The following is a 23,205-nucleotide window of genomic DNA, read 5'->3' as shown; positions in this document are numbered from 1 at the left end:
ATGGCATTGAACTGGCAGCGCGATCGCACCAGTTCGATGGCGCTGATGGTGGCATTTCCGAACAGTGCTTGACGGTACGGCGCGCCCATATAGGTTGGGCCGCGATCGAGGTTCTCCGGGTTGCTCCCGGAGCTAAGAGGGAATTCGGTGAGGCGCCTTGCGCCGAAGCCGAGGCTGCCCCCGCAACTGTAAGCGGCGAGCTCTCCGCCCATCGTCCACTGGCGCATATCGCGCCGGGAAGGCCGGGCGGAAGCGGCACCGACCCGCGAGCCAGGAGACCTGCCCCGGTCGTCGAAAACGTCTTTCGGACGGGGTGTTCCGGAGCTGTGTGTCGATGGCGGCTATGTGCTCCATCCATCCACGCCGCTGCGCAGCTCTCCTGCCGTCATCTCGGGGAGCGATGAGATCCATGTTCATGCAGATTGCCGCCCGCGCCATCGCGGGGAACTTGACGGCTGAGCGCAGCCAGTCCTATCAGAAATGCAACATTGTAACAATCAAGGTTGCTTCTGTGCCGACCCTGCACCAGTTCGCTCGCCGTCTCCGACTGCCAATCGCTGGGCTCCTCGGCTCCCTCGTCGCGGGCGCGGCGTTCGCAGCACCGACGCAGTATCCGCTGACGCTGGAGAACTGTCGCGAGAGCGTGACTTTCGCCGCCCCGCCCAAACGCGTCGTCGCGATCGGGCAGACGCAGACCGAGATCCTCTACGCACTCGGCCTCGGTGACCGCGTCGTCGGCACGGCGGTCTGGTTCTCGCCGGTCGCCAAGCCCTATGAGGCGGTCAACGCCAAGGTGAAGCGCCTCGCCGACAACGATCCGAGCTTCGAGGCGGTGCTGGCGCAGGAGCCCGACCTCGTCACCGCGATGTTTGAATGGCATGTCGGGCCGAACGGCATTGTCGGCAAGCGCGACCAGTTCGCGGGGGTGAAGGTGCCGACCTACGTCTCGCCGACCGATTGCGTCGGCAAGGACAATTCCGGCGCGGGCGATGGCGTGCGCACCCAGATGTTCACGATGGAGCTGGTCTATCGCAACATCCGCGAGTTCGGACAGATCTTCGACGTCTCGGACCGCGCCGAGGCGCTCGTCGCCGAGCTGAAGGCGCGCGAAGACAAGGCGGTCGCAGCGGTCGCCAGCCTCAAGGCCAGGGACGTGCCGGTCGTGGTCTGGTTCTCCAGCCGCGACATCAAGGGCGACGGCTTCATGGCCGGCAAGAACGGCGTGCCCGCCTATATCCTGTCGAAGCTCGGCGCCCGCAACATCATCACCACCAATGAGGAATGGCCGCTGGTCGGCTGGGAGAGCATTGCCGGTGCCAATCCGGCGGTGATCGTCACGGTGAAGATGGATCGCCGTCGCTTCCCAGCCGACGACATCGAGAAGAAGCTCGACTTCCTCAAGACCGATCCCGTCGCCAGCAAGCTCGATGCGGTGAAGAACAATCGCATCGTGGTCCTCGATGTCGGGGCGACCCGCGCCGGGCTCGACACGGTCGACGGCATCGAGACGCTCGCCAAGGCGATCTCCGGCTTCGGCCTTTCCCCTTGAGTCACGCCGCCCACGGCCCGAACTGGCCGGCGCGGATCGCGATCGGGCTGGCCTCGCTCATCGCGCTCACCATCTCGGTGGCGCTGGCGGTGACGATCGGCGAGATGCGCATCCCGCTGAGCACCGCGCTGCGGGCGCTCGGCAACGGGCTGTTCAATCTCGATTTTCCGGTGAGCGCGATCCAGCAGGGTGTGATCTTCGACTATCGCCTGAGCCGGGCACTGATGGCTGGGCTCTGTGGCGGAGCGCTGGCGCTCTCGGGGGCGATCCTGCAGGCGCTGCTGCGCAACCCGCTGGCGGAGCCCTACGTCCTCGGCATCTCCGCCGGTGCCTCGACCGGCGCCGTCGCGGTGCTGATCCTCGGCGTCGGCATTGGCGGCACGGCGCTGACGCTCTCGGCCGGCGCCTTCATCGGCTCCTGCGCTGCGCTTGCCGTGGTCGCGCTGCTGGCGACAGGTGCGGGCGGGGCGAGCGATCGCGTCATCCTGGCCGGCGTCGCCACCTCGCAGCTCTTCAATGCGGCGACGGCGACGATCGTCACGACAATGGCCAGCGCCGAACAGGCACGCGGTGTGATGTTCTGGCTGCTGGGGAATTTCGGCGGCGTACGCTGGCCGGATCTGTGGATCGCGGCGCCGGTCGCCTTCGTCGGCTTCGGCATCTGCATGCTGCACGCCAAGGCGCTCGACGCCTTCGCCTTCGGCGTCGATGCCGCCGCCTCGCTCGGCGTCGCGGTGACGCGGGTCAAGGTCGTGCTCTTCGCGACAACCGCGGTGATGACCGCGGTGATGGTCTCGATCGTTGGCACGGTCGGCTTCGTCGGTTTGATCATCCCCCATGCTGCCCGTTTCCTCGTCGGCTCCGGCCATGCCCGGCTGCTGCCGGCCTGCCTCGTCATCGGCGCGATCTTCATGATCCTCGCCGACATCCTGTCGCGCGTGCTGATCCCGCAGCAGATCCTGCCGATCGGCGTGGTGACGGCGCTGTTCGGGGCGCCGGTCTTTGCGCTCATCCTCTATCGGGCGAGGCGGCCGGCATGACGCTCGCCACGCGTGAGGCGCGCTGGGGCGCCGCCGGCCGGATGATCGTCGACGGGGTGACGTTGCAGGCGGCGCCCGGCCGGGTGCTCGGCCTGATCGGGCCGAACGGCTCGGGCAAGTCGAGCCTGCTGCGGCTGCTCTGCCGGCTGCGCAATGTCGCGAGCGGCGTCGTCACCCTCGACGAGCGTGATATCGCTGCCGTGCCGCGGCGCGAGCTTGCCCGCCGCCTCGCCTTCGTCGAGCAGCAGGCGACCACCGAGATCCAGCTCTCCGTCTGCGACGTCGTCCGGCTCGGCCGCACGCCGCATCGCGCCGCACTCGCATCCTGGAGCGACGCCGACGAGGCGGCGGTGAACGAGGCGCTCGCAAGGGTCGGACTCACCGAGCGGCACGACCAATTCTGGCACACGCTCTCGGGCGGAGAGCGCCAGCGGGTCCATATTGCGCGTGCACTGGCGCAGGAGCCGAGCGAGCTCATCCTGGACGAGCCGACCAACCATCTCGACATCCAGCACCAGCTCTCGATCCTGGGGCTGGTCCGCCGTCTCGGCATCACCTGCATCATGGCGCTGCACGATCTCAATCTCGCGGCGATGTTCTGCGACGAGATCGCATTGCTGCATGAGGGGCGGCTGCAGGCGGCGGGGTCGCCGGACGAGGTCCTCACCGCCGAGGCGATCCAACGCATTTTTGGTGTCGCCGTCTCGATCCGGAAGGGAGCGTCGGGGCGCCGGCATATCGAATACCTGATCGAAGCCGAACGGAGGCAATCATGAGACCCGCTGAGGCGCAGAGCCAGGTTTCCGACTACTGGACCTGGCGCGCGCCGGCCTTCGACGGCGTCGCTTCGCATGTCGCGCAGGCTGCGCTCTGGCGAGATGTCCTCTCGGCCGCCTTCGAAGCGGAGGAGCCGAAGGACGTCGTCGATCTCGGCACGGGCACCGGCGCCTGCGCGCTGATCGCCGCATCGCTCGGACACCGTGTGTGCGCCTGCGATGGCTCCGCGGGCATGCTCGCCGTGGCCCGGCAGGCGGCGGAGGCCTCCGGGCTCGACGTCACCTTCGAACAGGCGCTGATCGAGGAGGCTTCGTTCGCGCCAGGTTCGGCCGACATCGTGACGCTGCGCAATGTGCTCTGGACGCTGCCTGATCCGATGGCGGCGCTGCGCCAGGCCCATTCCATCCTGCGCCCGGGTGGGCTGGTGCTCGTCTCCGACGGGCTGTGGTCGGTTGCGGCGCAATACCGCTCAACCTATCCCGATACGCTCGCTGCAAGCCTCCCACGCCACGACGGGCTGACGGAGGACGACGCGCGGGCGATGCTGGGCGAGGCCGGCTTCGGGCTGGCGCGGAGCTGGCAGCATCTGTTCCCGTCATCGCCCTATCCTGGCAATGTGCCGATGTTCGTGCTGACCGCCCGGAAGGATTGATCTTGGACTGACTGCAAAACGCGGAAGATGCGCCACTTCCCGACTTTGGAGAGCATCCTCAAGCGGACATTCAGGATCTGCGCAGCAGAAGAGCGGTCTGGCGTCGCCCAGCGCGCGACGCCGACATATCTCCCCGAGAATTTCCTCCAATCCGGCGGCTGAGAAACGGCCTAGCTCAGCACCATCATGCTGGGTGAACCGTTCATGCCGACCTTTCCGATTGTTTTCGCCACTCACGCCACCGCCTTCGGCGCCGGTCCGCTTTCCAACAACGATCCATTCGGCGCCGGCCGGGAGATCGCCTGGAGCGGGCCACAGGATCTGGCGGTGGGGCGCGTCGCGTTCTCCGGCGTCCTGGATAGTCCGGCCTTCCCGCACATGGAGGTGATCGTCGTTCGGTCGGGGCGCATCGACCTCACGCTCGCGGGTGGCGGCAGGCGCACGCTCCAAGCCGGCGAGAACATTGTGGTCGCTCGCGGCACGGCTGTGCGGATCGAGGCGGCGCCCGGCACGAGCTGGGTCTTCTGTGCTGGCACCGGAGCCGCTTCCGTCGCGCCGGGCGTGACGGAGCTGCCGGCTAATGCGCCGCTCTCGCCATCGTCTCCGCCTCCAGCCAATCTTCTCGAAGGGCCGGTGCCGCAGTGCCGGAGCTTCAACGCCTTCACCGACGAGGCGTTGCGCCTGCGGGCCGGCATCTGGGATTCGACGCCGTATCGACGCGTCCTGCGTCCGCAGCCGGTCAACGAGCTGATGCATATCCTCGTCGGCAGCGTCACCCTCACCGGGACGGATGGGCGTCCGGTCCGGGTCGCGGCGGGCGAGAGCGTGTTCGTTGCCCAGGGCACGCCATGCGCCTGGGACAGCGATGAGCATGTCGCCAAGGTCTATGTCGTCCAGGAGGTCGGCGCGTGAGCTCCACGGCTTCTGTTGCCGGGACAGGCATCGCCGGGATCGAGGCTCCGGACGCACTGACGCTGCGCGCGATCGGCCGCGACGATGCGGCGTCCTGTGCGGAGCTGTCGCGACGTGTCGGCTGGCCGCATCGCCGCGAGGACTGGGAATTCGCGATCGGCCTCGGCCACGGCGTCGTCGGCGAACGAAACGGCAAGCCCGTCGCCACGGCGCAGTGGTGGCCCTATGGCGACAGCCACGGCACGCTGGGAATGATCATCGTCGCGCCCGAAGAGCAGGGAGCAGGCATCGGCAAGCGGCTGATGCAGGCGCTGCTCGGGCAGGCTGAAGGTCGCTCGCTGATGCTCAACGCGACCGCCGCCGGCGAGCCGCTTTATGCCCGGCTCGGCTTTCAGCCTTTTGGCGGAGTGAGCCAGTATCACGGCCATGTGCTCGCTGCCGCAGCACCGGAACTCAGCGCGGGCGAAAGGTTGCGTCCGGGCAGCCCGGCTGATCTCGCCCTGCTGCAACGGCTCGACCGCGAAGCGACCGGATTGGAACGTGGGCCGGCCCTGACGGCGCTCCTGCAATGCGGCGAGTGCCTGGTGCTGGAACGAGCGGGACAGCTGGTCGGCTTCAGCATCCTGCGCGCCTTCGGTCGCGGCCAGGTGATCGGCCCGGTCGTGGCTGCCGACGAGACGGATGCGCGCGCATTGATCGCCTGCTGGCTGCACGGCCGGACCGGTCAGTTCATGCGGGTCGATCTGCAGCTCGGCTCCGGGCTCGGCGACTGGTTGGTGCAGCATGGCCTTGCGCCGGCCGGAGACGTCACGGCAATGGTGCGGGGCGATCTGCCGGCCGCGCCTGGACCGGCGCGCCTCCACGCGCTGATCACTCAGGCGCTCGGTTGATGTCCGCGAGGTCGACACGATGACGCTGCTGCTCAAGTCCGATGCTGCCCGCGCCGAGGAATGGACGCGGCTGCTGGCGGACAAGGCGCCCGAACTGCCCTTCCGGATCTGGCCGGATATCGGTGACCCCGCCGAGATCCGCTATCTCGCCGCCTGGCTTCCGCCGGACGACCTGCTCGGCCAGTTTCCCAATCTCGAATTGCTGGTTTCGGTCGGCGCCGGCGTCGACCAATTGAACCTCGCCGATATCCCGGCGCGCCTGCCGATCGTGCGGATGATCGAGCCCGGCCTCGTCGATAGCATGGTCGAATACGTCACCATGTCGGTGCTCGCCCTGCATCGCGACCTCGTTCCTTACATCGCCGCGCAGCGGGAACAGGCCTGGAGGCCGCTGCGGATCAGGCCCACGAGCGAGCGTCGCGTCGGTGTCCTCGGCCTCGGCATGCTCGGCAAGGCCTGCGCGCTGAAGCTCGCCGAATTCGGCTTTGGAGTCGCTGGCTGGAGCCGCTCGCAGCACGAAGTCCCGGGGATCGAGACCTTCGCTGGCAATGACGAACTGCCGGCCTTCCTCGCCCGCACCGACATCCTGGTCTGCCTGCTGCCATTGACCGATGCGACGCGCGGCCTGCTCGGCGCCGAGCTCTTCGCCCGGCTGCCGAAAGGGGCGATGATCGTCAATGCCGGTCGCGGCGGCCATCTCGACCAGGACGCCCTGCTGGCGGCCTTGGACAGCGACCATCTCGCGGCAGCGGTGCTCGATGTCTGCGAGCCGGAGCCGCTGCCGGAAGGCCACCCGCTCTGGAGCCACCCCAAGGTCCTGCTCACCCCCCATATCGCCAGCCGCTCACGCTCGGAGGCCTCGCTCGACATCGTCCTCGAGAACCTGCGGCGCCACCGGGCTGGCGAACCCCTGATCGGCCTGATCGACCGCGATCGCGGCTATTGAACGAGGCTTCCCATGTCGATTGTCGCTCTCGAAGATCGCACGCTCCTCGTCGGCCGCGCCCTGATCGGTGGCGAGTGGGTGGGCGCCGCTTCCGGCGAGGAGCTGCTGGTTCGCGACCCGGCGACCGGCATCGAGATCGGCACGATTCCGGCCTGTGGCGAGGTGGAAACCAACGCGGCGATCGCCGCAGCGGAGGCTGCGTTCCCGGCCTGGAAGGCGCGGCCGGCGGCCGAGCGGGCCGCCTTGCTGGAGCGCTGGCACGATCTCCTGCTGGAGCACCGCAAGGACCTCGCCCGCATCATGACAGCCGAGCAGGGCAAGCCGCTGGCGGAAGCCGAGGGCGAGGTGCTCTACGGCGCCGGCTTCATCAAATGGTTCGCCGAGGAGGCGCGCCGCGTCTATGGCAGCACCGTGCCGGCCCCGACCGCCGACCGGCGCATCCTCGTGCTGAAGGAGCCGGTCGGCGTCTCCGCCGCGATCACGCCCTGGAACTTCCCCAATGCGATGATCACCCGCAAATGCGCGCCGGCGCTCGCCGCCGGCTGCCCGATCGTGGTGAAGCCCTCGGAGCTGACGCCCTTTTCGGCGCTGGCGCTCGGCGTGCTGGCTGAGCGCGCCGGCTTCCCGCCCGGCGTGATCAACATCGTCACCGGTCTGCCGCAGGGCGTCGGCGCGGCCCTGACGCAGAACCCCGTGGTGCGCAAGCTCTCCTTCACCGGCTCGACCCGGGTCGGCGCGCTGCTGATGCGGCAATGCTCCGACACGCTGAAGCGGCTCAGCCTCGAGCTAGGCGGCAACGCGCCCTTCATCGTCTTCGACGACGCTGATCTCGACGCCGCCGTCACCGGCGCGATCGCCAGCAAGTTCCGCAACGCCGGCCAGACCTGCGTCTGCGCCAACCGTATCCTGGTGCAGGACGGCATCCACGACGCCTTCGCCGATCGCCTTGCCAAGGCCGTGGCGGCAATGCGGGTCGGCGACGGGCGGCAGGAGGGCGTCACCATCGGCCCGCTGATCAATGCTGCAGCGGTCGAGAAGGTCCACGCGCATCTCGACGATGCGCTGACGCTCGGCGCGACACGGTTGGCCGGGGCGCAGGGCGAGGTCGACGGTTCCCGCTTCGTGATGCCGACGGTATTGACCGGCGCGACCACGCGCATGCGCCTCGCCAATGAGGAGACCTTCGGGCCGGTGGCGCCGCTGTTCCGCTTCAGGCACGAGGACGAGGCGATCGAGATCGCCAACGGCACGCCCTATGGGCTCGCGGCGTACTTCTATACGCAGGACCTCAATCGCTCCTGGCGTGTCGGCGAGCGGCTCGAATTCGGCATGGTCGGTCTCAATACCGGTTCGGTCTCGATGGAGGTGGCGCCGTTCGGCGGCGTCAAGCAGTCCGGCATCGGCCGCGAGGGCGGCGCGACCGGCATCGAGGAATATCTCGAGCTGAAGAGCTTCCATATTGGCGGGCTGAAGCTCGCCTGATCGAAGGCCAAAGCACGATCTGCCGATCCCGCCCCCCAATTGGGCAGGGGATACCAAAGCGGCGCGCCAAAGCCGCCGCACAGTCCGGCCGGCCGCTCCTAGCCTCCCTGCTAAGCGCTATTCGCGTTTCGCGGAGGACGAGGCGGCCATGCTCCAGTCTGTTTCCAGCCCCGCTGCCCGCGCGGCAGAGTCGGCAAGCCCCGGTATCCGGCGGGCGCTGAGCCATATCGAGCGGCACTTCACCGAGGCCCTCTATCTCGGTGATCTCGCGGCCGTGGCGGGCCTCAGCGTCTGCCGCTTCGTCACCGTCTTCCGCCGCCAGGTCGGCTTGACGCCGCACCGCTTCGTCTGCCGTGAGCGCGTGCGCTATGCGCGGGCGCTGCTCGCCGACGGCGTCCCGGCCGCGCAGGCGGCGCTGGATGCCGGCTTCTTCGACCAGAGCCATCTCTCGCGCCATTTCAAGAGCGTCTACGGCGTGACGCCCGGCCGCTATCTGCGCGAGCAGGTGCAGTCTCCGCCGCCGCGGGCTGGCCGGCTCGGCTATCCGGCGCCCACCGCCTTTTTGCCCGTTTCGTCTTCCCGTCCTGCCTGAGGTTTCACCATGAGCGTCAACTCCCTCGAAGCCCTCGATCGCCGCCATTGGGTCCATCCGGTCGCCAACTGGGCTGGCCATGAGAAGCGCGGCGTCACCGTGATGAAATCGGCCAAGGGCGCCTTCATCACTGATGCCGACGGCCACGAGCTGATAGACGGCTTCGCCGGGCTGTGGTGCGTCAATGTCGGCTACGGCCACGACAGCATCGTCGAGGCAGCCGCGCGCCAGATGCGCGAACTGCCCTATGCCACCGGCTATTTCAGCTTCGGCAGCGAGCCGGCGATCCGCCTCGCCGCCAAGCTCGCCGAACTCACGCCCGGCGATCTCGACCACATCTATTTCTCGCTGGGCGGTTCGGACGCCGTCGACAGCGCGCTGCGTCTGATCCAGTTCTACTACAACGTCACCGGCCAGCCGACGAAGAAGGCGATCCTCTCGCTCGAGCGCGGCTATCATGGCTCAAGCTCGACCGGCGCCGGTGTCACGGCGCTGCCGGCTTTCCACGCCAATTTCGACTTTCCGGCGCATGTGCATCACTACGTCGCCCCGCCCTATGCCTATCGCAACCCGACCGGCTCGGGCGACGCGGCGGTGATCGCGGCCAGCGTCGCCTCGCTGCGCGCCAAGGTCGCGGAGCTTGGTGCCGAGAACGTCGCGGCCTTCTTCTGCGAGCCGGTGATCGGTTCGGGCGGCGTCATCGTGCCGCCGAAGGGCTGGCTCAAGGCGATGCGCGAGACGGCGGCCGAGCTCGACATCCTCTTCGTCGCCGACGAGGTCATCACCGGCTTCGGCCGCACCGGGCCGATGTTCGCCTGCGAGGCCGAAGGCGTCGTGCCCGACATGATGACCATGGCCAAGGGCCTGACCTCGGGCTATGCGCCGCTCGGCGCGCTCGCCATCGGCGAGAAGGTCTATCGCGCCATCGCCGACAATGCCCCGGCCGGCGGACCGGTCGGCCATGGCTACACCTATTCCGGCCATCCAGTCAGCGCCGCCGTCGCGCTCGAAGTGCTTCGCCTCTACGAGGAGGGCGGCATCCTCGCCAACGGCCAGCGTGTCGGCGCCTATTTCGAGGAGCGCCTGGCGACGCTCGCCGGCCACCCGCTCGTCGGTGAAGTCAGGGCGCGCGGCCTGCTCGCCGGCGTCGAGCTGGTCGCCGACAAGGCGACGAAGCAGAAGCTGCCGCGCGAGGCGAAACTGCCCGACCATCTCTTCGCCCGCGGCTATGCCAATGGCGTCATCTTCCGCGCCTTCGCCGACGACATCATCGGCTTGGCGCCGCCGCTGTGCTGCAGCGAGGCGGAGATCGACCTGGTCGTCACCAGGCTGCGCAAGACGCTCGACGAGGTCCTGGCGCTGCCGGAGGTGTCGGTAGCGTTGAAAACCGCGAAAGCGGCGTGATCCTTGCTTGGCCCGGACCGCATCAAACGATTAGTCTGATGCTGGTTCGGGCCAGCTCTGCAGGCCCGGTTCCGCCAGAGGCATCAAAGGACAAGAGGCCTTCGTCGTGACACCGGGCGTGCGGCTCGACCGCATCGACATGAAGATCCTGATCGAGCTGCAGAACAATGGCAGGGTGACGAACGTCAACCTGGCCGATGCGGTGGGTCTGTCACCGAGCCCTTGCCTGCTGCGGGTGAAACGGCTGGAGCAGGCGGGCTTCATCTCCGGCTACGGCGCGACCATCAACCTGCAGAAGCTCGGCGAGACGATCACCGTCTTCACCGAGATCACCCTGACCGACCACACCAAGGAATACTTCATCCGCTTCGAGACGGCGCTCCGGCGTGTCGACGAAGTCGTCGAATGCCATCTCGTCAGCGGCGGCTACGACTACCTCGTCAAGTTCGTCACGCGCGGGTTGACGCACTACCAGTCGCTGATCGAGACGCTGCTCGACCGCAATATCGGCATCTCCAAATACTTCAGCTACATCGTGATCAAGTCGCCGATCCAGAAGCCCGGCTATCCCCTGCCGGTGCTGTTCGACATCTGAATATCCATCTGCGAATTCGTGATGGCGGTCTGCGACCGAGGTTTTTCTGCGCTTCGGTGCTCACGTACTGCACGTACGCTCCGCTCCAATGCTCGAAAATCCTCGGTCTCGCCACGCCCTGACGAATTCTCAAATGGATATTGGGCTCAGCCGAGCGCCTGGGTGACGAGCCCGAAGGTCCGCGCCTGCCCGCGCGGGCCGTGATTGTGCCCCCTGACCATCGTGGTGACGGTGTCGAAGACAGTCATGCCGCACTCTTCGAGGAAACCGCCGAACTTGCCCTGTTCCTGGGCGGTGTCGACGCGCAGGAACTGGCCATCATGGGCGAGAACATGCGGCCGCAGCAGCGCGATCGCCGCCTCGTCGCTCTCGGCGACGATCGGGCCGACGACATCGCCGCGGCCGAAGCGGCGGCAGAGCGCGAAGCCGACGACGGCACCGTCGCGCTCGATCACAGTCCCGGTCGCGAGCTTCATCAGCGCGGCGATGACCCGCGAGCGGTCGGCACCATAGGCATCGGAATCGAGCTGCGCGATCGCCTCGCCGTCTGCGGTGGTCATGGGGCGGACGGTGAATTCGTCAGGTGTAGCGCCGGCCGGAGCCTGGGCGCGACCCTGATGCTGGAAGATGCGGCCGATCGGCTGGAAGTCGAGCGAGCGATAGAGCCGGTAGCCGGCCCGTGTCGCGTTGAGCCTGAGGTCACGCTCGCCGGCCTCTTCGAAGATCGTGTCCATCAGCCGCCGTCCGGCGCCCTGCATCTGCAGCCGCGGCGAGGTGATGACCATGCCTATGGTGGCGAAATGCGGCCCGTAGGGCCACCACATCGCCGAAGCAAGCGCCCGGTCTATCGCATCGCAGGCGACGAAGCCGTGCCCGACCTCCAGCACGAAGCGCCAATCCTCCGGCCGATGCGGCCAGCTGACGCCGACGGAGAGCTGGTGCGCCTGGGAGATATCCGCTTTTGTCATCGGCCTGATGGTCAGCTCGTAATCGAGCCGACGCCGAGCCGTTCCGTGAGCCACCGCTATAGGCCTCGTTCGTCGAAATGCGGGGCGACTATAGGCAGGCGCCCGGCTGCGGAGAACTGCAAAATTGTCCAAGAACCTGGTCTGCAAGGCAGTATTCTCAGCGGTCGGAGCCGGCTCGTCCGGCCGGATGCGGCTCATGCCGCCCTGTCGGAGCGCTGAGGCCGTAATCCCATGAAGCTCGAACCTTATTGGCTCGCGACGGCGCCGAGATTTACCGCCAGCTCGGCGGCTCCGATCGCCGGCAAGGTCGATGTCGCCATCGTCGGCGGTGGCTTCACTGGCCTGTCGGCCGCACTCGCCCTGGCGAAGTCGGGCGCCAGCGTTGCCGTACTCGAAGCTGGCCGCGTCGTCGGCGAAGCCTCCGGCCGCAATGGCGGGCACTGCAACAACGGCCTCGCGCATGATCTGGGAAGCCTCGCCGCCAGCCTCGGCGAGGAGACGGCGGTTGCGCTCTACCGGGCCTTCGACAGTGCCGTCGACACCGTCGAGGCGCTGGTCGCGCGCGAGGCGATCGACTGCGATTTCATCCGTACCGGCAAGATCAAGCTCGCTGCCAAACCGGAGCATTTCGCCAAGCTGGAGAAGAGCGCCGCTCTGTTGCGGCGCACGGTCGAGCCGGATCTGACCGTGGTGTCGCCGTCGGAGATTCGGCGCGAGATCGGCACGGATGGCTTCTTCGGCGGGCTCGTCTATCCGCGCAGCGCCCATATGCATATGGGCCGCTTCGGCGTCGGCCTCGCCGAAGCGGCAGCGCGCCATGGCGCAGCGATCCACGAGAACGCGGCGGTGACCAGTTTGCAGCGGCTGAACGGCCATGCCCATCGCGTCGTCACCAGCCGCGGCACGCTGGAGGCGGGACAGGTGCTGCTCGCGACCGGCGCCTCGCGGCAAGGGCCTTTCGCCTGGCTACGGCGACGCATCGTGCCCGTCGGCAGCTTCATCATCGCGACCGAGCCGCTCGCGCCTGAGCTCGCCGCGGCGATCATGCCGACGCGGCGGACGGCGACGACCACCAAGAACATCGGCAACTATTTCAGGCTCACCCCCGACAACCGGCTGATCTTCGGCGGTCGGGCGCGCTTTGCCCTGTCGAGCCCGGCCTCGGACGCCAGGAGCGGCGCGATCCTGAAGGCGCGCATGCTGGAGCTCTTCCCCGAGCTCAAGAATACGCGCATCGACTATTGCTGGGGCGGTCTCGTCGACATGACCGCGGACCGGCTGCCGCGCGCCGGCGAGCGCGACGGCGTCTTCTATGCGCTCGGCTATAGCGGCCATGGCACCCAGATGTCGGTGCATATGGGGCAGGCTATGGCGAGGGTGATGGGCGGCGAGACGAAGGCGAACCCCTTCGCCGGTCTCGACTGGCCAGCGGTGCCCGGCCATTTCGGCCCGCCTTGGTTCCTGCCCTTCGTCGGCGCCTATTATCGCTACCAGGACTGGCGGCACTGAGGCAGGCCGGCCATCGATATGAACCGTGGCATGGAGATTGAACGCTAGCTCAACCCGGTCATCGAGTTGCGTTGAAATGACACACATTGGTCATCTGTCGGATCACACCGCCGAAGAACGAGCCAAAGAGCTTGTCCAAGGGCTGACGACTACGCTTTACCAATCGCCCGTCGGGATTGTCATCGCCAGTCGGGACAAAGCCCTGTCTCTGGCCACCCTCACCATCGCAGCCGCCGAGCACACCGCCATCGAGGCCGTCGCGCTCATGTTTGAACAGCTTGCCAGCTCGGGTGTGAAAACGATCTCGGCGCAGAAGGCCGCCGAGTTGGTGCATGGGATGAACCGACGAGCCGCAGGCCCGTGATCCGCCGCGCGCGCCGTCGCCGATCCAGATTCGAGAAAGCCTGACCTCGAGTTTCGGACGACTACGCCGGTCGACCTACGGGAGCGCATTCCACAGCGCCCTCGGACGTCGCGTGTCGCTAAGCCTCCTTCTTCTGCCCGCTCATGGCGAGCAGGACGAGCAGGAAGGAGGCCGCCGTCAGCAGGGTCGAGATCGAGGCGATCGTCGGGTCGATCTCGTCGCGCAAGGCGGTGAACATGCGCTTGGTCAGGGTCTGGTACTGCCCGCCGGAGACGAAGAGCGCGATGATCGTCTCGTCGATCGCCGAGATGAATGCGAAGACGGCGCCGGCGAAGACGCTGGCCTTGATCTGCGGCAGGGTGACGGTGAGGAAGGCCCGCAGGCGGTTCATGCCGAGGCTGCGCGCCACCATCTCCTGCGTCTTGTCGAAGCTCTGCAGGCCGGCGACGACCGAGGTGATGACATAGGGCAGGCCGAGCATGACATTGGCCAGCACCAGCCCGGTCAGGGTCTGGATCAGGCCGAGCTTAGCGTAGACGAAGAAGATGCCGATCGCGACGATGATGATCGGCACGATCAGCGGCAGCATCAGCACCATGTGCAAAGAGCGCATCAGCCGGTTCTGGGCGTTGCTGATCGCATAGGCGGCGGCGGTGCCGAGCGGGGTAGCGATCAGCACGGTCAACACCCCGAGCATCAGGCTCATGCGCGTGCCCTGCATCCAGTTCGGATTGCCGAAATACTCGGCGTACCAGCGCAGCGAGAGCGCCGGCGGCGGGAAGGTCAGGAAGCGCGTGCTTGAGAACGACATCGGCACGATGATCAGCACCGGCAGCATCAGGTAGATCAGGACGAGCCCGACGACGAGGCCGAAGGCGAGGCGCGGCAGCAGGGAGGTCTTCATTTCTGCCCCAGCATCTTGTCGAGCGGGATGATGCGGCCGACCGCGGCGAAGATCGCGAGCACACAGGCGAGGAGCACGACGCCGACGGCGCTGGCCGCGCCCCATTGCGCGTAGAGCTCGACATTGCGGCTCACCACCATCGAGATCATCACGGTGCGCCCGCCGCCGAGCAATTCGGGCGTGATGTAGAAGCCGAGCGTCAGCACGAAGACCAAGGTGAGCCCGGCGACGACGCCCGGCAGCGACAGCGGCAGGAAGATGCGCAGGAAGCTGTAGAGCGGGCTGCCGCCGAGGCTGGCGCCGGCGAGCATCAGATCGCGCGGGATCTTCTGCATGGTCGAATAGAGCGGCAGCACCATGAAGGGCAGCAGGATGTGGACCGTGGCGATGACGGTGCCGAGCTCGTTGTGCACCATCGCCAACGGCTCGGTGATCAGCCCGAAGCGTTCGAGCAGCTGGTTGGCGACGCCGGTGCGCTGCAGCAGCACGAGCCAGGCATAGGCGCGCACAAGCACGCTGGTCCAGAACGGCAGCATCACGCAGGCCAGGATCAACACGTTCCAGGGCCGCTTGGCATGGGCCGCCGCATAGGCGACCGGATAGCCGAGCAGCAAAGTGAGGAGCGTCACCATCAGGGCGATGCGGAAGGTCAGGGCGAAGCTGCGCCAGTAGACTTCTTCCGTGAAGATGCGGCGGTAGTGCTCCAGCGTGAAGCCGTTGTCGTAGATCGACTGGGCCGCCAGCCAGCCGACCGGGATCACCACCAGCGCGACGATCACCAGCACGGCCGGGGCCGCGAGCAGCGTCATCAGCGCCTGCTCGCGGCGCTGGTGGCTGAGGGAGGGATCGATCGCGCTGGTGCTCACATTGCGGTTCCTTCTAGGCATCATTCTCGGGCGAAGCGCAGCGCAGACCCGAGAATCTGCTGCAAGAGATGCTCGGGACAAGCCCGAGCATGACGCTGAGCCTGCTCACTTCTGCATGAACTGCAGCCAGCGCTTCTCGGCGGCCTCGCCGGCCGGCGAGGTCCACCAGGCATAGGACATCAGCGCCTGCACCTTGGCGTTCTCCGGCGCGCTCGGCAGCTCCTTGACCCGCGCCTCGGAGATGACCTTGGTGTCGTAGGCCTTCGGGTTGGCCGGACCGTAGTCGATATGAAGCGGCAGGTTGGCCTGGTGCACCGGATCGACCGCCTCGTTCAGGAACTTGATCGCCGTCGGCAGGTTGGGCGCGCCCTTGAGCACGCAGAGGGAGGTGCTCTGCAGGATGCCCTGGTTGTAGGTGTAGGTGACCTTGGCGCCTTCCTTGGTCAGCGCGCTGATGCGGCCGTTCCAGGCCATCACCATGTCGACCTCGCCGTCGTTGAGCAATTGGGCCGACTGGGCGCCCGAGGTCCACCACACCGTGATGTTCGGCTTGATCTCCTCGAGCTTCTTGAAGGCGCGGTCGACGTCGAGCGGGTAGAGCTTGTCGGCGGCGACGCCATCGGCCATCAGCGCGGCTTCCAGCGTCGCGAGCGGATGATTGCGCAGCGAGCGGCGGCCGGGGAACTTCTTCACGTCCCAGAAATCGGCCCAGGTCTTGGGCGCCGCGGCGGCATCCGGGAATTTCTTCAGATTGTAGCCGAGCACGCTCGAATAGAACTCGTAGGCGACCGACCAGTCGCTGCGATACTCGGCCGGCATCGCTGCCGCATTCGGGATCTTGCTGAAATCGAGCTTCTCGACGATGCCCTGCTCGCCGCCGCGCAGACAGAAATTGGTGGCGACGTCGACGACGTCCCAGGTCGGCTTACCCGTGGCGACCTGCGAGCGCATGATCGGCCAGGCGTCGGGCACGCTGTCCTGGTTGATGGTGATGCCGAGCTTCTTGGCGCTCGGATCGAGGATCGCGATGGTCTGCGCCTTCTGATAGGCGCCGCCCTGTGAGACGAACATGATCTGCTCGGCCGCGCTGGCGGAGCCGAGCGCTGCGAGGGAGAGGCCTGCGACGGCGCAGGCGGTCCGGAAGTTCAAGCTCTTGGCCATGTCCTGTTCCCCTGTTGTTTTGGATCGGAGCTTCGAGGCCTACCGTCCGATCGCATCCAGAAACTGGTACCAGCCGGCGACCGCACGGACCGCCGGTTCTCGAAGCGCATAGAAGGGCACGGGCCGCATGCGGCCGACGTCCAGCAGCCCGACATCGGGGCGTTCACCGCGCGCGAAGGCGGCGAGGTAGCGCCCCATCAGGCTGGACATGGCGACACCGGCGCCATTGTAGCCCATCGCGACCATGATCCGGTCGTCGACGCGCCCGACATGCGGGACGGAATCGAGCGTCATCGCGACGAGGCCGGACCAGGAATAGGCCAGCGGCACATCGGCGACCTGCGGGAAGATGCCGACCATCGCCTTGCGCAGTGCGGCGAAGGCGGCGGCGGAATCCGTCTTGCCGAAGGCGCCGCGCCCGCCGAAGACGATGCGGTCGTCGACCATGCGGAACCAGCGCATCATCCGCTTGGTCTCGGTATAGGTCCGGCCGGTCGGCATGACGCTGGCGGCGAGGTTCGGCGAGAGTTTCTCCGTCGCGATGATCGCGCTGCGGAACGGGATCAGCGTGCGCTGGTAGTCGCGGGTCGCCGGCGTGAGATCTGAGTAGCTGTTGGTGGCGATGATCGCCTGCCTGGCCCGCACCGTGCCATCAGGTGTCTCGACCAGCACGCCGTCCGCTTCGCGTCTGAGGCTGAGCGCCGGCGTCTGGCTATGGACGGGAATGCCCTGCGCGGTCACGCCGCGGACGAGCCCGCGCAGATAGTTGAGCGGGTGGATGCCGCCCGAGCCGGCATTGAGCACGCCGCCGACGAAGCCCGCGGAGCCCGTCTCCTCACGCACCTGCCCGGCATCGAGCACGGTCATCGTGGTGTCGCCGAGCTCGGCGCGAAGCCACTGCGCTTCCTTCACCGCATAGGCCAGCGTCTCGTGATTATGGGCTGCCTTGACCTGGCCTGCTCGCGTCAAGCCGGCATCGGCGATGTCGTGGGCGTCGACCAGCTTGGCGACGATATCGGTCGCCTCATGGGCGATGTCGTACATGCGTTTCGCCATGCCCCGGCCGTGGGCGGCGGCGATCGCGGGGAAGGACAAGCGGAACTTGGCGGTGATGACGCCGCCATTGCGGCCGCTCGCGCCCCAGCCCGGCTCGTTCGCTTCGAGCACGATCGGTGCAAGCCCACTGGCAGCGAGATGATGAGCTGCCGAGAGCCCGGTATAGCCGGCGCCGATGATCACGACATCCGCTTGCGCATCGCCGGCGAGCGGCGACAGAGCGGGCAGCGGCGACGCCGTCGCCCGCCAGAGCGACGGCGCGGCGTCGAGGGCCTGCCAGGATGTCGGCGCGGCCGTCATGCGCGTCAGGCCCGTTCGGCCTCGACCGCGTCGGCGAGCGCCTTCAGCGTCGGGAAGTGATAATCGGGCTTGGTGATCTCGGGCACTGCCGGCGTGCCGCCGAAGCCCTTCTGGCCCTGGCGACGCTCGATCCAGCAGGTGGCGTAGCCGAGCGACTTGGCGACCCGGATGTCGTGATACTGGCTCTGCGCGACGTGGAGGATTTCCTCCTGCTTGTAGCCGAAAGCCGATTGCCGGCCGCGATTATAGGCGAAATAGAGCGGATCGGGCTTGGGGTGGATCGCCTCGTCGGCGGTGATGCTGTCATGGAACGGGTTGCCGAGCGTGTGCGAATAGCAGGTGAAGCTCGGCCGGTCGGCATTGGTCATCGCCACCAGCCGGTAGTGCTTGCGCAGCCGCGCCAGCGCCGCTGCCGAATCCGGGAAGGCGGGATGGCGCAGGATGGCGAGCTGGAAGGCGTCGGCCGTCGCGTCGTCATGCGGCAGACCGAGCTCCTTGGCGAGGTGAATGTAGACCAGCTTCATCACCTCGCTGGAGCGCTCGTAATGCAGCTCGCGGCCCTTGAGGTAGGGCGCGAAGATCTCGTCGTCGCTGAGCTTCGCGGCGGCCGGGCCGCCGAGGCGCCGGACCGCGCCGAGGACGCCGGCCTCGAAGTCGATCAGCGTGCCGACGACATCGAATGTGAGAACCTTGAAATCGCTGAGGGCCATGGTCTTGCGTCTCTGCTTCGGGAAGGGGGATCAGCCGCCGGCTTTCGGCACGATGATCGTGTCCTGCGGGTGGAGGCTGACGGCGAGGCGCTCGCCGACCGGCGGGATGCGGCGGGCGGCCTCGTAGTGGCTAGGCTGGCGCAGGCTCAAGGAGGTGCCGTCGTCGAGCGCGAGAAAGACGCGCAGGCTCTCGCCCTGGAAGACGACATCGGTCACCCGGGCTTCGAGCCGGTTGCGCTCGGGGCTGCCGGAGCCGTCTTCGACCAGCAGCTTCTCGGTCTGGATCGCGAGCACGAGCTCGCCATTGGGCGCGATCGGGCGGGCGCTTTTCAGCACGGCGCCGGCGAGCGAGACACTGTCCGTCCCGGCGCGCCGGACCGGCAGCAGCGTCGCCTCGCCGATGAAGCTTGCGACGAAGGCATTGGCGGGGTGGTCGTGCAGGCGCTCGGGCCTGTCGATCTGGACCAGCTTGCCGTCCTTCAGGATGGCGACGCGGTCGCTCATCGTCAGCGCCTCGCGCTGGTCATGGGTGACGTAGATGATCGTCGCGCCCAGCCGCTTGTGGAGCTGGCGCAATTCGATCTGCATGTTCTCGCGCAACTGCTTGTCGAGCGCCGAGAGCGGCTCGTCCATCAGGATCAGGCGCGGCTCGAAGATCATGGCGCGGGCGAGGGCGACACGCTGGCGCTGGCCGCCGGAGAGCTGGCCGATGCCGCGCTCCTCGTAGCCGGCGAGGTCGACCATGGCGAGCGCGCCGCGGACCTTCTCGGCATAAGTCGATTTCGGCAGGCGCCGGGCCCGCAGGGGGAAGGCGACGTTCTCGCCGACGCTCATATGCGGGAACAGCGCGTAGTTCTGGAAGACGATGCCGATGTCGCGCTTGTGCGGCGGGGTATAGGTGACGTCGCGGCCGCCGAGATGGACCGAGCCGCCGGAAGGCTGGATGAAGCCGCCGAGAATGCCGAGCAAGGTGGTCTTGCCCGAACCGGACGGGCCGAGCAGCGAGACGAATTCCTGCGGGGCGATGTCGAGCGAGACATCGTCGAGGGCGCGCACCGCGCCGTAATGCTTGCTCGCGGATCTGATCTCGACGCGTTCGCCGCCTATGCTGGCCATGGCACTCTCCCGTCCGGATACAGCGACATCGCGGCACTGCGCAGGCAAAGACCGTTTTCGGGACGGGCCATAAGCTGGTCTTATGCCGATCCGCGCCGGCGCTGGTGCTGCTCGGCGGTGCGGACCTCTGCCGGGCCGTCACCGCAAGCCGTATTCGATCGGCTCATGAAACGGGATTTCGGCCCGTTGTCGCAATTGCCAAATAATCAGGGAGAACATAACCTGATGTAATGTCAGAGCTGCGTCGCATGGTCTCGTCGAGCAATGCGCTCTTCGTCTTCGAGGCGGCGGCGCGCAGCGGCAGTTTTACCCGCGCGGCGGAGGAGCTGAACGTCACCCAGCCGGCGGTCAGCCGCATGCTGTCGCGCTTCGAGAGCCATCTCGGCCTGCGCCTGTTCGAGCGCGGCGGCAAGGGCGCGATCCTGACGCCGGAGGGCGAAGTGCTCTATCGCCGCGTCGCCGATGGCTTCCGCAGCATCGAGGCGGGACTGCGCGAGGTCGAACAATTGCGCGGTGGCAAGGAGACGGTGACGATCTCGGTCTCCTCCGCCTTCACCACGCATTGGCTGATGCCGCGCATGGACCATTTTCAGCGCCGTTTTCCCTCGGTCGACCTGCGCTTCCAGATGATCGCCGGCTCGCTGCGCGGGCCGGTCGACAATGTCGATCTGGGCATGCGCTTCCTTGATGGCGACGAGGCGGTGCCGGCCGAGGCGATGGTGGTGCGCGAGGTGATGCTGCCGATCTGCAGCCCGGGCTACCGACAGGCCGAGCCCGAAGCCGAGGTGACGGGCGAGGGCAACACGATCATCAACCTGACCGATTCCGCGCTCGACTGGGCCGAGCGCTATCCGCCCTTCGCCACCGGCCGGCCCGGGCCGGTCAAGACGCTGAGCTTCTCGGACTATGCCGTGGTGGTGCAGGCGGCGCTGCTCGGCCAGGGCGTCGCCTTCGGCTGGATCACCGTCGTCTCGCATGCGTTGAGGTCGGGCGCGCTGGTGCCGGCCAGCGACCGGCTGACGCGCGGCGAGCGCAACTGCGTGCTGCTGGCGCCGCGCAACCGCCCGCCGAGCCCGGTTGTCCGCGCGATCCGGGACTGGATCGGGGCGGAGCTGAAGGCCGAGATCGAGGCGATCGACGCGCTTCATCCCGGCCTCGGTTTGAGGCAGGCCTGCTATGGCTGAGCCTCAGCTGGCGATGTCGATCAGCACCGTCTTATGCCGCAGGTTCTGCTCGACCGCCTGGCGGCCGAGATCCTTGCCGATGCCGGAGCTCTTGTAGCCGCCGGTCGGCAGGATAAAATCAAGCGTGCGGCTGTAGCGGTTGACCCAGACGGTGCCGGCCTGCAACCGGCGCACGGCACGCAGGCCGCGGGCGAGATCGCGCGTGTAGACGCCGGCGGCAAGCCCGTATTCGGGATGGTCGGCGAGGGCAAAACCCTCGTCCTCATCCGCAAAGGTCTGGATGGTGAGGACTGGTCCGAAGACCTCCTCGCGCACCGCGGCGTTGTCGCTGGTCACGTTCGCGATGATCGTCGGCTGGTAGTAGGCGCCGCCATAGCCCGCCATCAGGCCGCCGCCGAGGAGCACCTCGCCGCCCTGTTCCCGGCTGGCGGTGACGATGCGGTCGATGCGGCGAGCCTGCACCTCGGACACGATCGGTCCGAAATCGGTCGCAGCCTTCCAGGTATGTCCCGGGGTGATCCGGGGGAGCTTCACCTTCAGCAGCTCGATCAGGGCCTCCGCTACGGGACGCTGCGCGATCACCCGCGAGCCAGCGACGCAGCCCTGGCCGGAATTGGCCAGGATCGAGCTGGCGATACATGTCGCCGCTTTCTCCAGATCGGCATCGGCGAAGACGAGCTGCGGGCTCTTTCCGCCGAGCTCAAGCGTCACCGGCTTGATACCGCTCTCGGCCGCCGCCTTCATGATCGCCGCGCCGGTCCGCGTCGATCCGGTGAACGAGATCTTGCCGATACCCGGATGGCGCGCCAGCGCATCGCCTGTGACGCCGGTACCCTGGACGACATTGAAGATGCCGGCCGGCATGCCCGCCTCGATTGCGAGCTGCGCCAGCCTGACGGCAGAGAACGGCGTCAGCTCCGACGGCTTCAGCACGATGGCATTGCCTGCGGCGAGCGCCGGGCCGAGCTTCCACGACGCGGTGCTGAGCGGCACGTTCCAGGGCGCGATCGCGCCGACGACGCCATAGGGCTCGGAGACGATCAGGCCGAGATTGTCCCTGCGCGTCGCGGCGACCTCGCCCCCGAGCTTATCGGCCCATTCGGCGAAGAAGCGGATGCCGTCGGCGGTGGCTGCGACATCGCCGGTCACGGCCTGGGAGATCGGCCGCGTCGATCCGACGGCTTCGATCCGGCCGAGTTCCTCGGCGTTCGCTTCGATGAGGTCGGCCCAGCGTCTCAGGACGCGGGCCCGCTCGCGGGGCGGTCTGACGGCCCAGCCGCTGGCAGCGACGGCTGCATGAGCGCTGCCGACGGCCCGGTCGACCGTGGCGGCGTCGGCGATCGGGATCTCGGCATAGTCGACGAGATCGGACGGACGAGCGACGGGAAGCGTCTCGCCGCCGCCGATCGCCTCGCCGGCGATGAAGTGCCCGGCCGTGACCTCGATCGTGGCCGGGTCGAAATCACCCGGCATGATCAGAGCCCGACCAAAGCCGGCAGGCCGCCGATGTCCTTGATCTCGTGCGTGCTGTAATAGGGGTTCGACGGCTCGTGGCCGCGATTGACGAAGACGCGGCGGGCGATCTTCATGTCGTAGGCCGTCATCTGGTCGTAGCGGAAGCTCGAGGAGCAGTGCATTACGTCTTGCGGGCCGCAGCCGAGCATGTCGAACATGTACTCGAAGGCGCGCATATGCGGCTTGTAGGCTTGGGCGTCCTGCGCGGTATAGGCCGCGTGGAAGGGCGCGCCGAGCTTGGCGACCGAGTGGGGGATCAGGTCCGTCATCGAGTTCGAGAGGACGACGAGCGGAAATTCCTTGGCGACTTTGGCAAGGCCGGCCGGCACGTCGGGATGGGGGCCCCAGCTCGGAATCTCGTCGATGATGGCCTGGGCATCGGCGGGATCATAGGCGATGCCGAGCAGCTTGCAGGTCCGCTCCACCGCGTTGCGGACGACGTCCTGATAGGGCTTCCAGGCGCCGAGCACCTCGTCGAGGCGGTAGCTGCTGAAATGATCGCAGAACGCATCCATCTGCTCGGGCGAAAGGCGGCCGGCATAGGCGCGCCGGGCGGCCGGCGCCATCTCGAAATAGATCAGCGTGCCGTAGCAGTCGAAGGTGATGAATTTCGGCCGGAAGCTGCTCATCGTCTCGCTCTCGATCGTTGCGACGGCTCTCTGCCGCTAGGAAGAGGCTAGAGCGCGAGCGCGGGCAGGGAGACGGAATCCGCT

23 protein-coding genes and 1 riboswitch are annotated in these 23,205 nt (G+C 67.4%); of the genes, 14 read left to right on the top strand and 9 right to left on the bottom strand.

The window, feature by feature from the left end; all coding sequences use genetic code 11:
- Positions 1–91: 91 nt before the first annotated feature.
- A riboswitch (cobalamin riboswitch) is annotated at positions 92–301 on the top strand.
- 219 nt (positions 302–520) lie between these two features.
- The 11 genes from AC07O0_RS21445 to AC07O0_RS21395 all read left to right on the top strand — a co-directional run bounded on the left by AC07O0_RS21445 (position 521) and on the right by AC07O0_RS21395 (position 10,839).
- A complete protein-coding gene (locus tag AC07O0_RS21445; RefSeq protein ID WP_494625867.1) occupies positions 521–1,549 on the top strand; it encodes an ABC transporter substrate-binding protein in 1,029 nt (342 codons plus the stop codon).
- The gene (locus AC07O0_RS21440) at positions 1,546–2,589 is read left to right on the top strand and encodes a FecCD family ABC transporter permease (protein WP_494625706.1); all 1,044 of its coding nucleotides are present in this window, start codon (positions 1,546–1,548) and stop codon (positions 2,587–2,589) included. The genes AC07O0_RS21445 and AC07O0_RS21440 overlap by 4 nt, the downstream gene beginning before the upstream one ends.
- Positions 2,586–3,365, top strand: a complete 780-nt coding sequence (locus AC07O0_RS21435; protein WP_494625705.1) for an ABC transporter ATP-binding protein — start codon at positions 2,586–2,588, stop codon at positions 3,363–3,365. The genes AC07O0_RS21440 and AC07O0_RS21435 overlap by 4 nt, the downstream gene beginning before the upstream one ends.
- On the top strand, positions 3,362–4,018 hold the full coding sequence (locus tag AC07O0_RS21430; protein WP_494625704.1) for a class I SAM-dependent methyltransferase: 657 nt from the start codon (positions 3,362–3,364) through the stop codon (positions 4,016–4,018). Before AC07O0_RS21435 ends, AC07O0_RS21430 begins: the two co-directional genes overlap by 4 nt.
- 204 nt (positions 4,019–4,222) lie before the next feature.
- Positions 4,223–4,930, top strand: coding sequence for a cupin domain-containing protein (locus AC07O0_RS21425; protein WP_494625703.1), 708 nt, complete (start codon positions 4,223–4,225; stop codon positions 4,928–4,930).
- Positions 4,927–5,820 carry a GNAT family N-acetyltransferase gene (locus AC07O0_RS21420; protein ID WP_494625702.1) on the top strand — a complete coding sequence of 298 codons (894 nt, stop codon included), beginning with the start codon at positions 4,927–4,929 and terminating at the stop codon, positions 5,818–5,820. The genes AC07O0_RS21425 and AC07O0_RS21420 overlap by 4 nt, the downstream gene beginning before the upstream one ends.
- 19 nt (positions 5,821–5,839) lie before the next feature.
- Positions 5,840–6,766, top strand: a complete 927-nt coding sequence (locus AC07O0_RS21415; protein WP_494625701.1) for a 2-hydroxyacid dehydrogenase — start codon at positions 5,840–5,842, stop codon at positions 6,764–6,766.
- 12 nt (positions 6,767–6,778) lie between these two features.
- Positions 6,779–8,248: an NAD-dependent succinate-semialdehyde dehydrogenase gene (locus AC07O0_RS21410; RefSeq protein ID WP_494625700.1), complete on the top strand. Its 1,470-nt coding sequence runs from the start codon at positions 6,779–6,781 to the stop codon at positions 8,246–8,248.
- Between the two features lie 148 nt (positions 8,249–8,396).
- Positions 8,397–8,840: a helix-turn-helix domain-containing protein gene (locus AC07O0_RS21405; RefSeq protein ID WP_494625699.1), complete on the top strand. Its 444-nt coding sequence runs from the start codon at positions 8,397–8,399 to the stop codon at positions 8,838–8,840.
- 9 nt (positions 8,841–8,849) lie between these two features.
- On the top strand, positions 8,850–10,244 hold the full coding sequence (locus AC07O0_RS21400; protein WP_494625698.1) for an aminotransferase class III-fold pyridoxal phosphate-dependent enzyme: 1,395 nt from the start codon (positions 8,850–8,852) through the stop codon (positions 10,242–10,244).
- 118 nt (positions 10,245–10,362) lie between these two features.
- A complete protein-coding gene (locus AC07O0_RS21395) occupies positions 10,363–10,839 on the top strand; it encodes an Lrp/AsnC family transcriptional regulator (protein WP_326872381.1) in 477 nt (158 codons plus the stop codon).
- A 146-nt stretch (positions 10,840–10,985) separates the two neighbouring features.
- On the opposite strand, the gene AC07O0_RS21390 is transcribed toward AC07O0_RS21395, so the two are convergent.
- Positions 10,986–11,807 (bottom strand): GNAT family N-acetyltransferase, encoded by an 822-nt coding sequence (locus tag AC07O0_RS21390; protein ID WP_494625697.1) that lies wholly within the window; start codon positions 11,805–11,807, stop codon positions 10,986–10,988.
- A gap of 231 nt (positions 11,808–12,038) precedes the next feature.
- Here AC07O0_RS21390 and AC07O0_RS21385 point away from each other — a divergent pair, with 231 nt between their 5' ends.
- The gene (locus AC07O0_RS21385) at positions 12,039–13,316 is read left to right on the top strand and encodes an NAD(P)/FAD-dependent oxidoreductase (RefSeq protein ID WP_494625696.1); all 1,278 of its coding nucleotides are present in this window, start codon (positions 12,039–12,041) and stop codon (positions 13,314–13,316) included.
- A gap of 76 nt (positions 13,317–13,392) precedes the next feature.
- Entirely contained in the window at positions 13,393–13,680 is a 288-nt protein-coding gene (locus AC07O0_RS21380) for a hypothetical protein (RefSeq protein WP_494625695.1), read from the top strand.
- A gap of 118 nt (positions 13,681–13,798) precedes the next feature.
- Here AC07O0_RS21380 and AC07O0_RS21375 read toward each other — a convergent pair whose 3' ends face one another.
- The 6 genes from AC07O0_RS21375 to AC07O0_RS21350 form a co-directional block, all read right to left on the bottom strand.
- Positions 13,799–14,584, bottom strand: a complete 786-nt coding sequence (locus tag AC07O0_RS21375; RefSeq protein ID WP_427362457.1) for an ABC transporter permease — start codon at positions 14,582–14,584, stop codon at positions 13,799–13,801.
- Positions 14,581–15,393: an ABC transporter permease gene (locus AC07O0_RS21370; RefSeq protein ID WP_494625866.1), complete on the bottom strand. Its 813-nt coding sequence runs from the start codon at positions 15,391–15,393 to the stop codon at positions 14,581–14,583. Before AC07O0_RS21370 ends, AC07O0_RS21375 begins: the two co-directional genes overlap by 4 nt.
- Before the next feature lie 162 nt (positions 15,394–15,555).
- Entirely contained in the window at positions 15,556–16,611 is a 1,056-nt protein-coding gene (locus AC07O0_RS21365) for an ABC transporter substrate-binding protein (protein ID WP_494625694.1), read from the bottom strand.
- A gap of 39 nt (positions 16,612–16,650) precedes the next feature.
- Positions 16,651–17,967 carry an NAD(P)/FAD-dependent oxidoreductase gene (locus tag AC07O0_RS21360; protein WP_494625693.1) on the bottom strand — a complete coding sequence of 439 codons (1,317 nt, stop codon included), beginning with the start codon at positions 17,965–17,967 and terminating at the stop codon, positions 16,651–16,653.
- Between the two features lie 5 nt (positions 17,968–17,972).
- Positions 17,973–18,677 carry an HAD-IA family hydrolase gene (locus AC07O0_RS21355; RefSeq protein WP_326872341.1) on the bottom strand — a complete coding sequence of 235 codons (705 nt, stop codon included), beginning with the start codon at positions 18,675–18,677 and terminating at the stop codon, positions 17,973–17,975.
- A gap of 30 nt (positions 18,678–18,707) precedes the next feature.
- The gene (locus tag AC07O0_RS21350) at positions 18,708–19,793 is read right to left on the bottom strand and encodes an ABC transporter ATP-binding protein (protein WP_494625692.1); all 1,086 of its coding nucleotides are present in this window, start codon (positions 19,791–19,793) and stop codon (positions 18,708–18,710) included.
- Positions 19,794–20,023: 230 nt separating this feature from the next.
- Between AC07O0_RS21350 and AC07O0_RS21345 the strand changes: the two genes are divergently transcribed.
- Positions 20,024–20,977 (top strand): LysR family transcriptional regulator, encoded by a 954-nt coding sequence (locus tag AC07O0_RS21345; protein WP_494625691.1) that lies wholly within the window; start codon positions 20,024–20,026, stop codon positions 20,975–20,977.
- Between the two features lie 3 nt (positions 20,978–20,980).
- On the opposite strand, the gene AC07O0_RS21340 is transcribed toward AC07O0_RS21345, so the two are convergent.
- Together AC07O0_RS21340 and AC07O0_RS21335 are read right to left on the bottom strand one after the other, a co-directional pair.
- Positions 20,981–22,450 (bottom strand): aldehyde dehydrogenase family protein, encoded by a 1,470-nt coding sequence (locus AC07O0_RS21340; protein WP_494625690.1) that lies wholly within the window; start codon positions 22,448–22,450, stop codon positions 20,981–20,983.
- A 2-nt stretch (positions 22,451–22,452) separates the two neighbouring features.
- Positions 22,453–23,121: a haloacid dehalogenase type II gene (locus AC07O0_RS21335; RefSeq protein ID WP_494625689.1), complete on the bottom strand. Its 669-nt coding sequence runs from the start codon at positions 23,119–23,121 to the stop codon at positions 22,453–22,455.
- Positions 23,122–23,205 lie beyond the last annotated feature (84 nt).

This window comes from Allobosea sp. GW821-FHT10B12, from assembly GCF_059415545.1.
Note: the sequence above shows the minus strand (reverse complement) of the source record. Positions and strands in the feature narration are given on the sequence as shown.

Excerpts from the sequence above, each read along its gene's own strand:
- AC07O0_RS21435 (WP_494625705.1), top strand. The coding sequence starts at position 2,586 with ATGACGCTCGCCACGCGTGAGGCGCGCTGGGGCGCCGCCGGCCGGATG.
- AC07O0_RS21350 (WP_494625692.1), bottom strand. The coding sequence starts at position 19,793 with ATGGCCAGCATAGGCGGCGAACGCGTCGAGATCAGATCCGCGAGCAAG.
- AC07O0_RS21410 (WP_494625700.1), top strand. The coding sequence starts at position 6,779 with ATGTCGATTGTCGCTCTCGAAGATCGCACGCTCCTCGTCGGCCGCGCC.
- AC07O0_RS21370 (WP_494625866.1), bottom strand. The coding sequence starts at position 15,393 with ATGACGCTGCTCGCGGCCCCGGCCGTGCTGGTGATCGTCGCGCTGGTG.
- AC07O0_RS21375 (WP_427362457.1), bottom strand. The coding sequence starts at position 14,584 with ATGAAGACCTCCCTGCTGCCGCGCCTCGCCTTCGGCCTCGTCGTCGGG.
- AC07O0_RS21390 (WP_494625697.1), bottom strand. The coding sequence starts at position 11,807 with ATGACAAAAGCGGATATCTCCCAGGCGCACCAGCTCTCCGTCGGCGTC.
- AC07O0_RS21340 (WP_494625690.1), bottom strand. The coding sequence starts at position 22,450 with ATGCCGGGTGATTTCGACCCGGCCACGATCGAGGTCACGGCCGGGCAC.
- AC07O0_RS21405 (WP_494625699.1), top strand. The coding sequence starts at position 8,397 with ATGCTCCAGTCTGTTTCCAGCCCCGCTGCCCGCGCGGCAGAGTCGGCA.
- AC07O0_RS21385 (WP_494625696.1), top strand. The coding sequence starts at position 12,039 with ATGAAGCTCGAACCTTATTGGCTCGCGACGGCGCCGAGATTTACCGCC.
- AC07O0_RS21415 (WP_494625701.1), top strand. The coding sequence starts at position 5,840 with ATGACGCTGCTGCTCAAGTCCGATGCTGCCCGCGCCGAGGAATGGACG.
- AC07O0_RS21335 (WP_494625689.1), bottom strand. The coding sequence starts at position 23,121 with ATGAGCAGCTTCCGGCCGAAATTCATCACCTTCGACTGCTACGGCACG.
- AC07O0_RS21425 (WP_494625703.1), top strand. The coding sequence starts at position 4,223 with ATGCCGACCTTTCCGATTGTTTTCGCCACTCACGCCACCGCCTTCGGC.
- AC07O0_RS21430 (WP_494625704.1), top strand. The coding sequence starts at position 3,362 with ATGAGACCCGCTGAGGCGCAGAGCCAGGTTTCCGACTACTGGACCTGG.
- AC07O0_RS21360 (WP_494625693.1), bottom strand. The coding sequence starts at position 17,967 with ATGACGGCCGCGCCGACATCCTGGCAGGCCCTCGACGCCGCGCCGTCG.
- AC07O0_RS21355 (WP_326872341.1), bottom strand. The coding sequence starts at position 18,677 with ATGGCCCTCAGCGATTTCAAGGTTCTCACATTCGATGTCGTCGGCACG.
- AC07O0_RS21365 (WP_494625694.1), bottom strand. The coding sequence starts at position 16,611 with ATGGCCAAGAGCTTGAACTTCCGGACCGCCTGCGCCGTCGCAGGCCTC.
- AC07O0_RS21345 (WP_494625691.1), top strand. The coding sequence starts at position 20,024 with ATGTCAGAGCTGCGTCGCATGGTCTCGTCGAGCAATGCGCTCTTCGTC.
- AC07O0_RS21400 (WP_494625698.1), top strand. The coding sequence starts at position 8,850 with ATGAGCGTCAACTCCCTCGAAGCCCTCGATCGCCGCCATTGGGTCCAT.
- AC07O0_RS21380 (WP_494625695.1), top strand. The coding sequence starts at position 13,393 with ATGACACACATTGGTCATCTGTCGGATCACACCGCCGAAGAACGAGCC.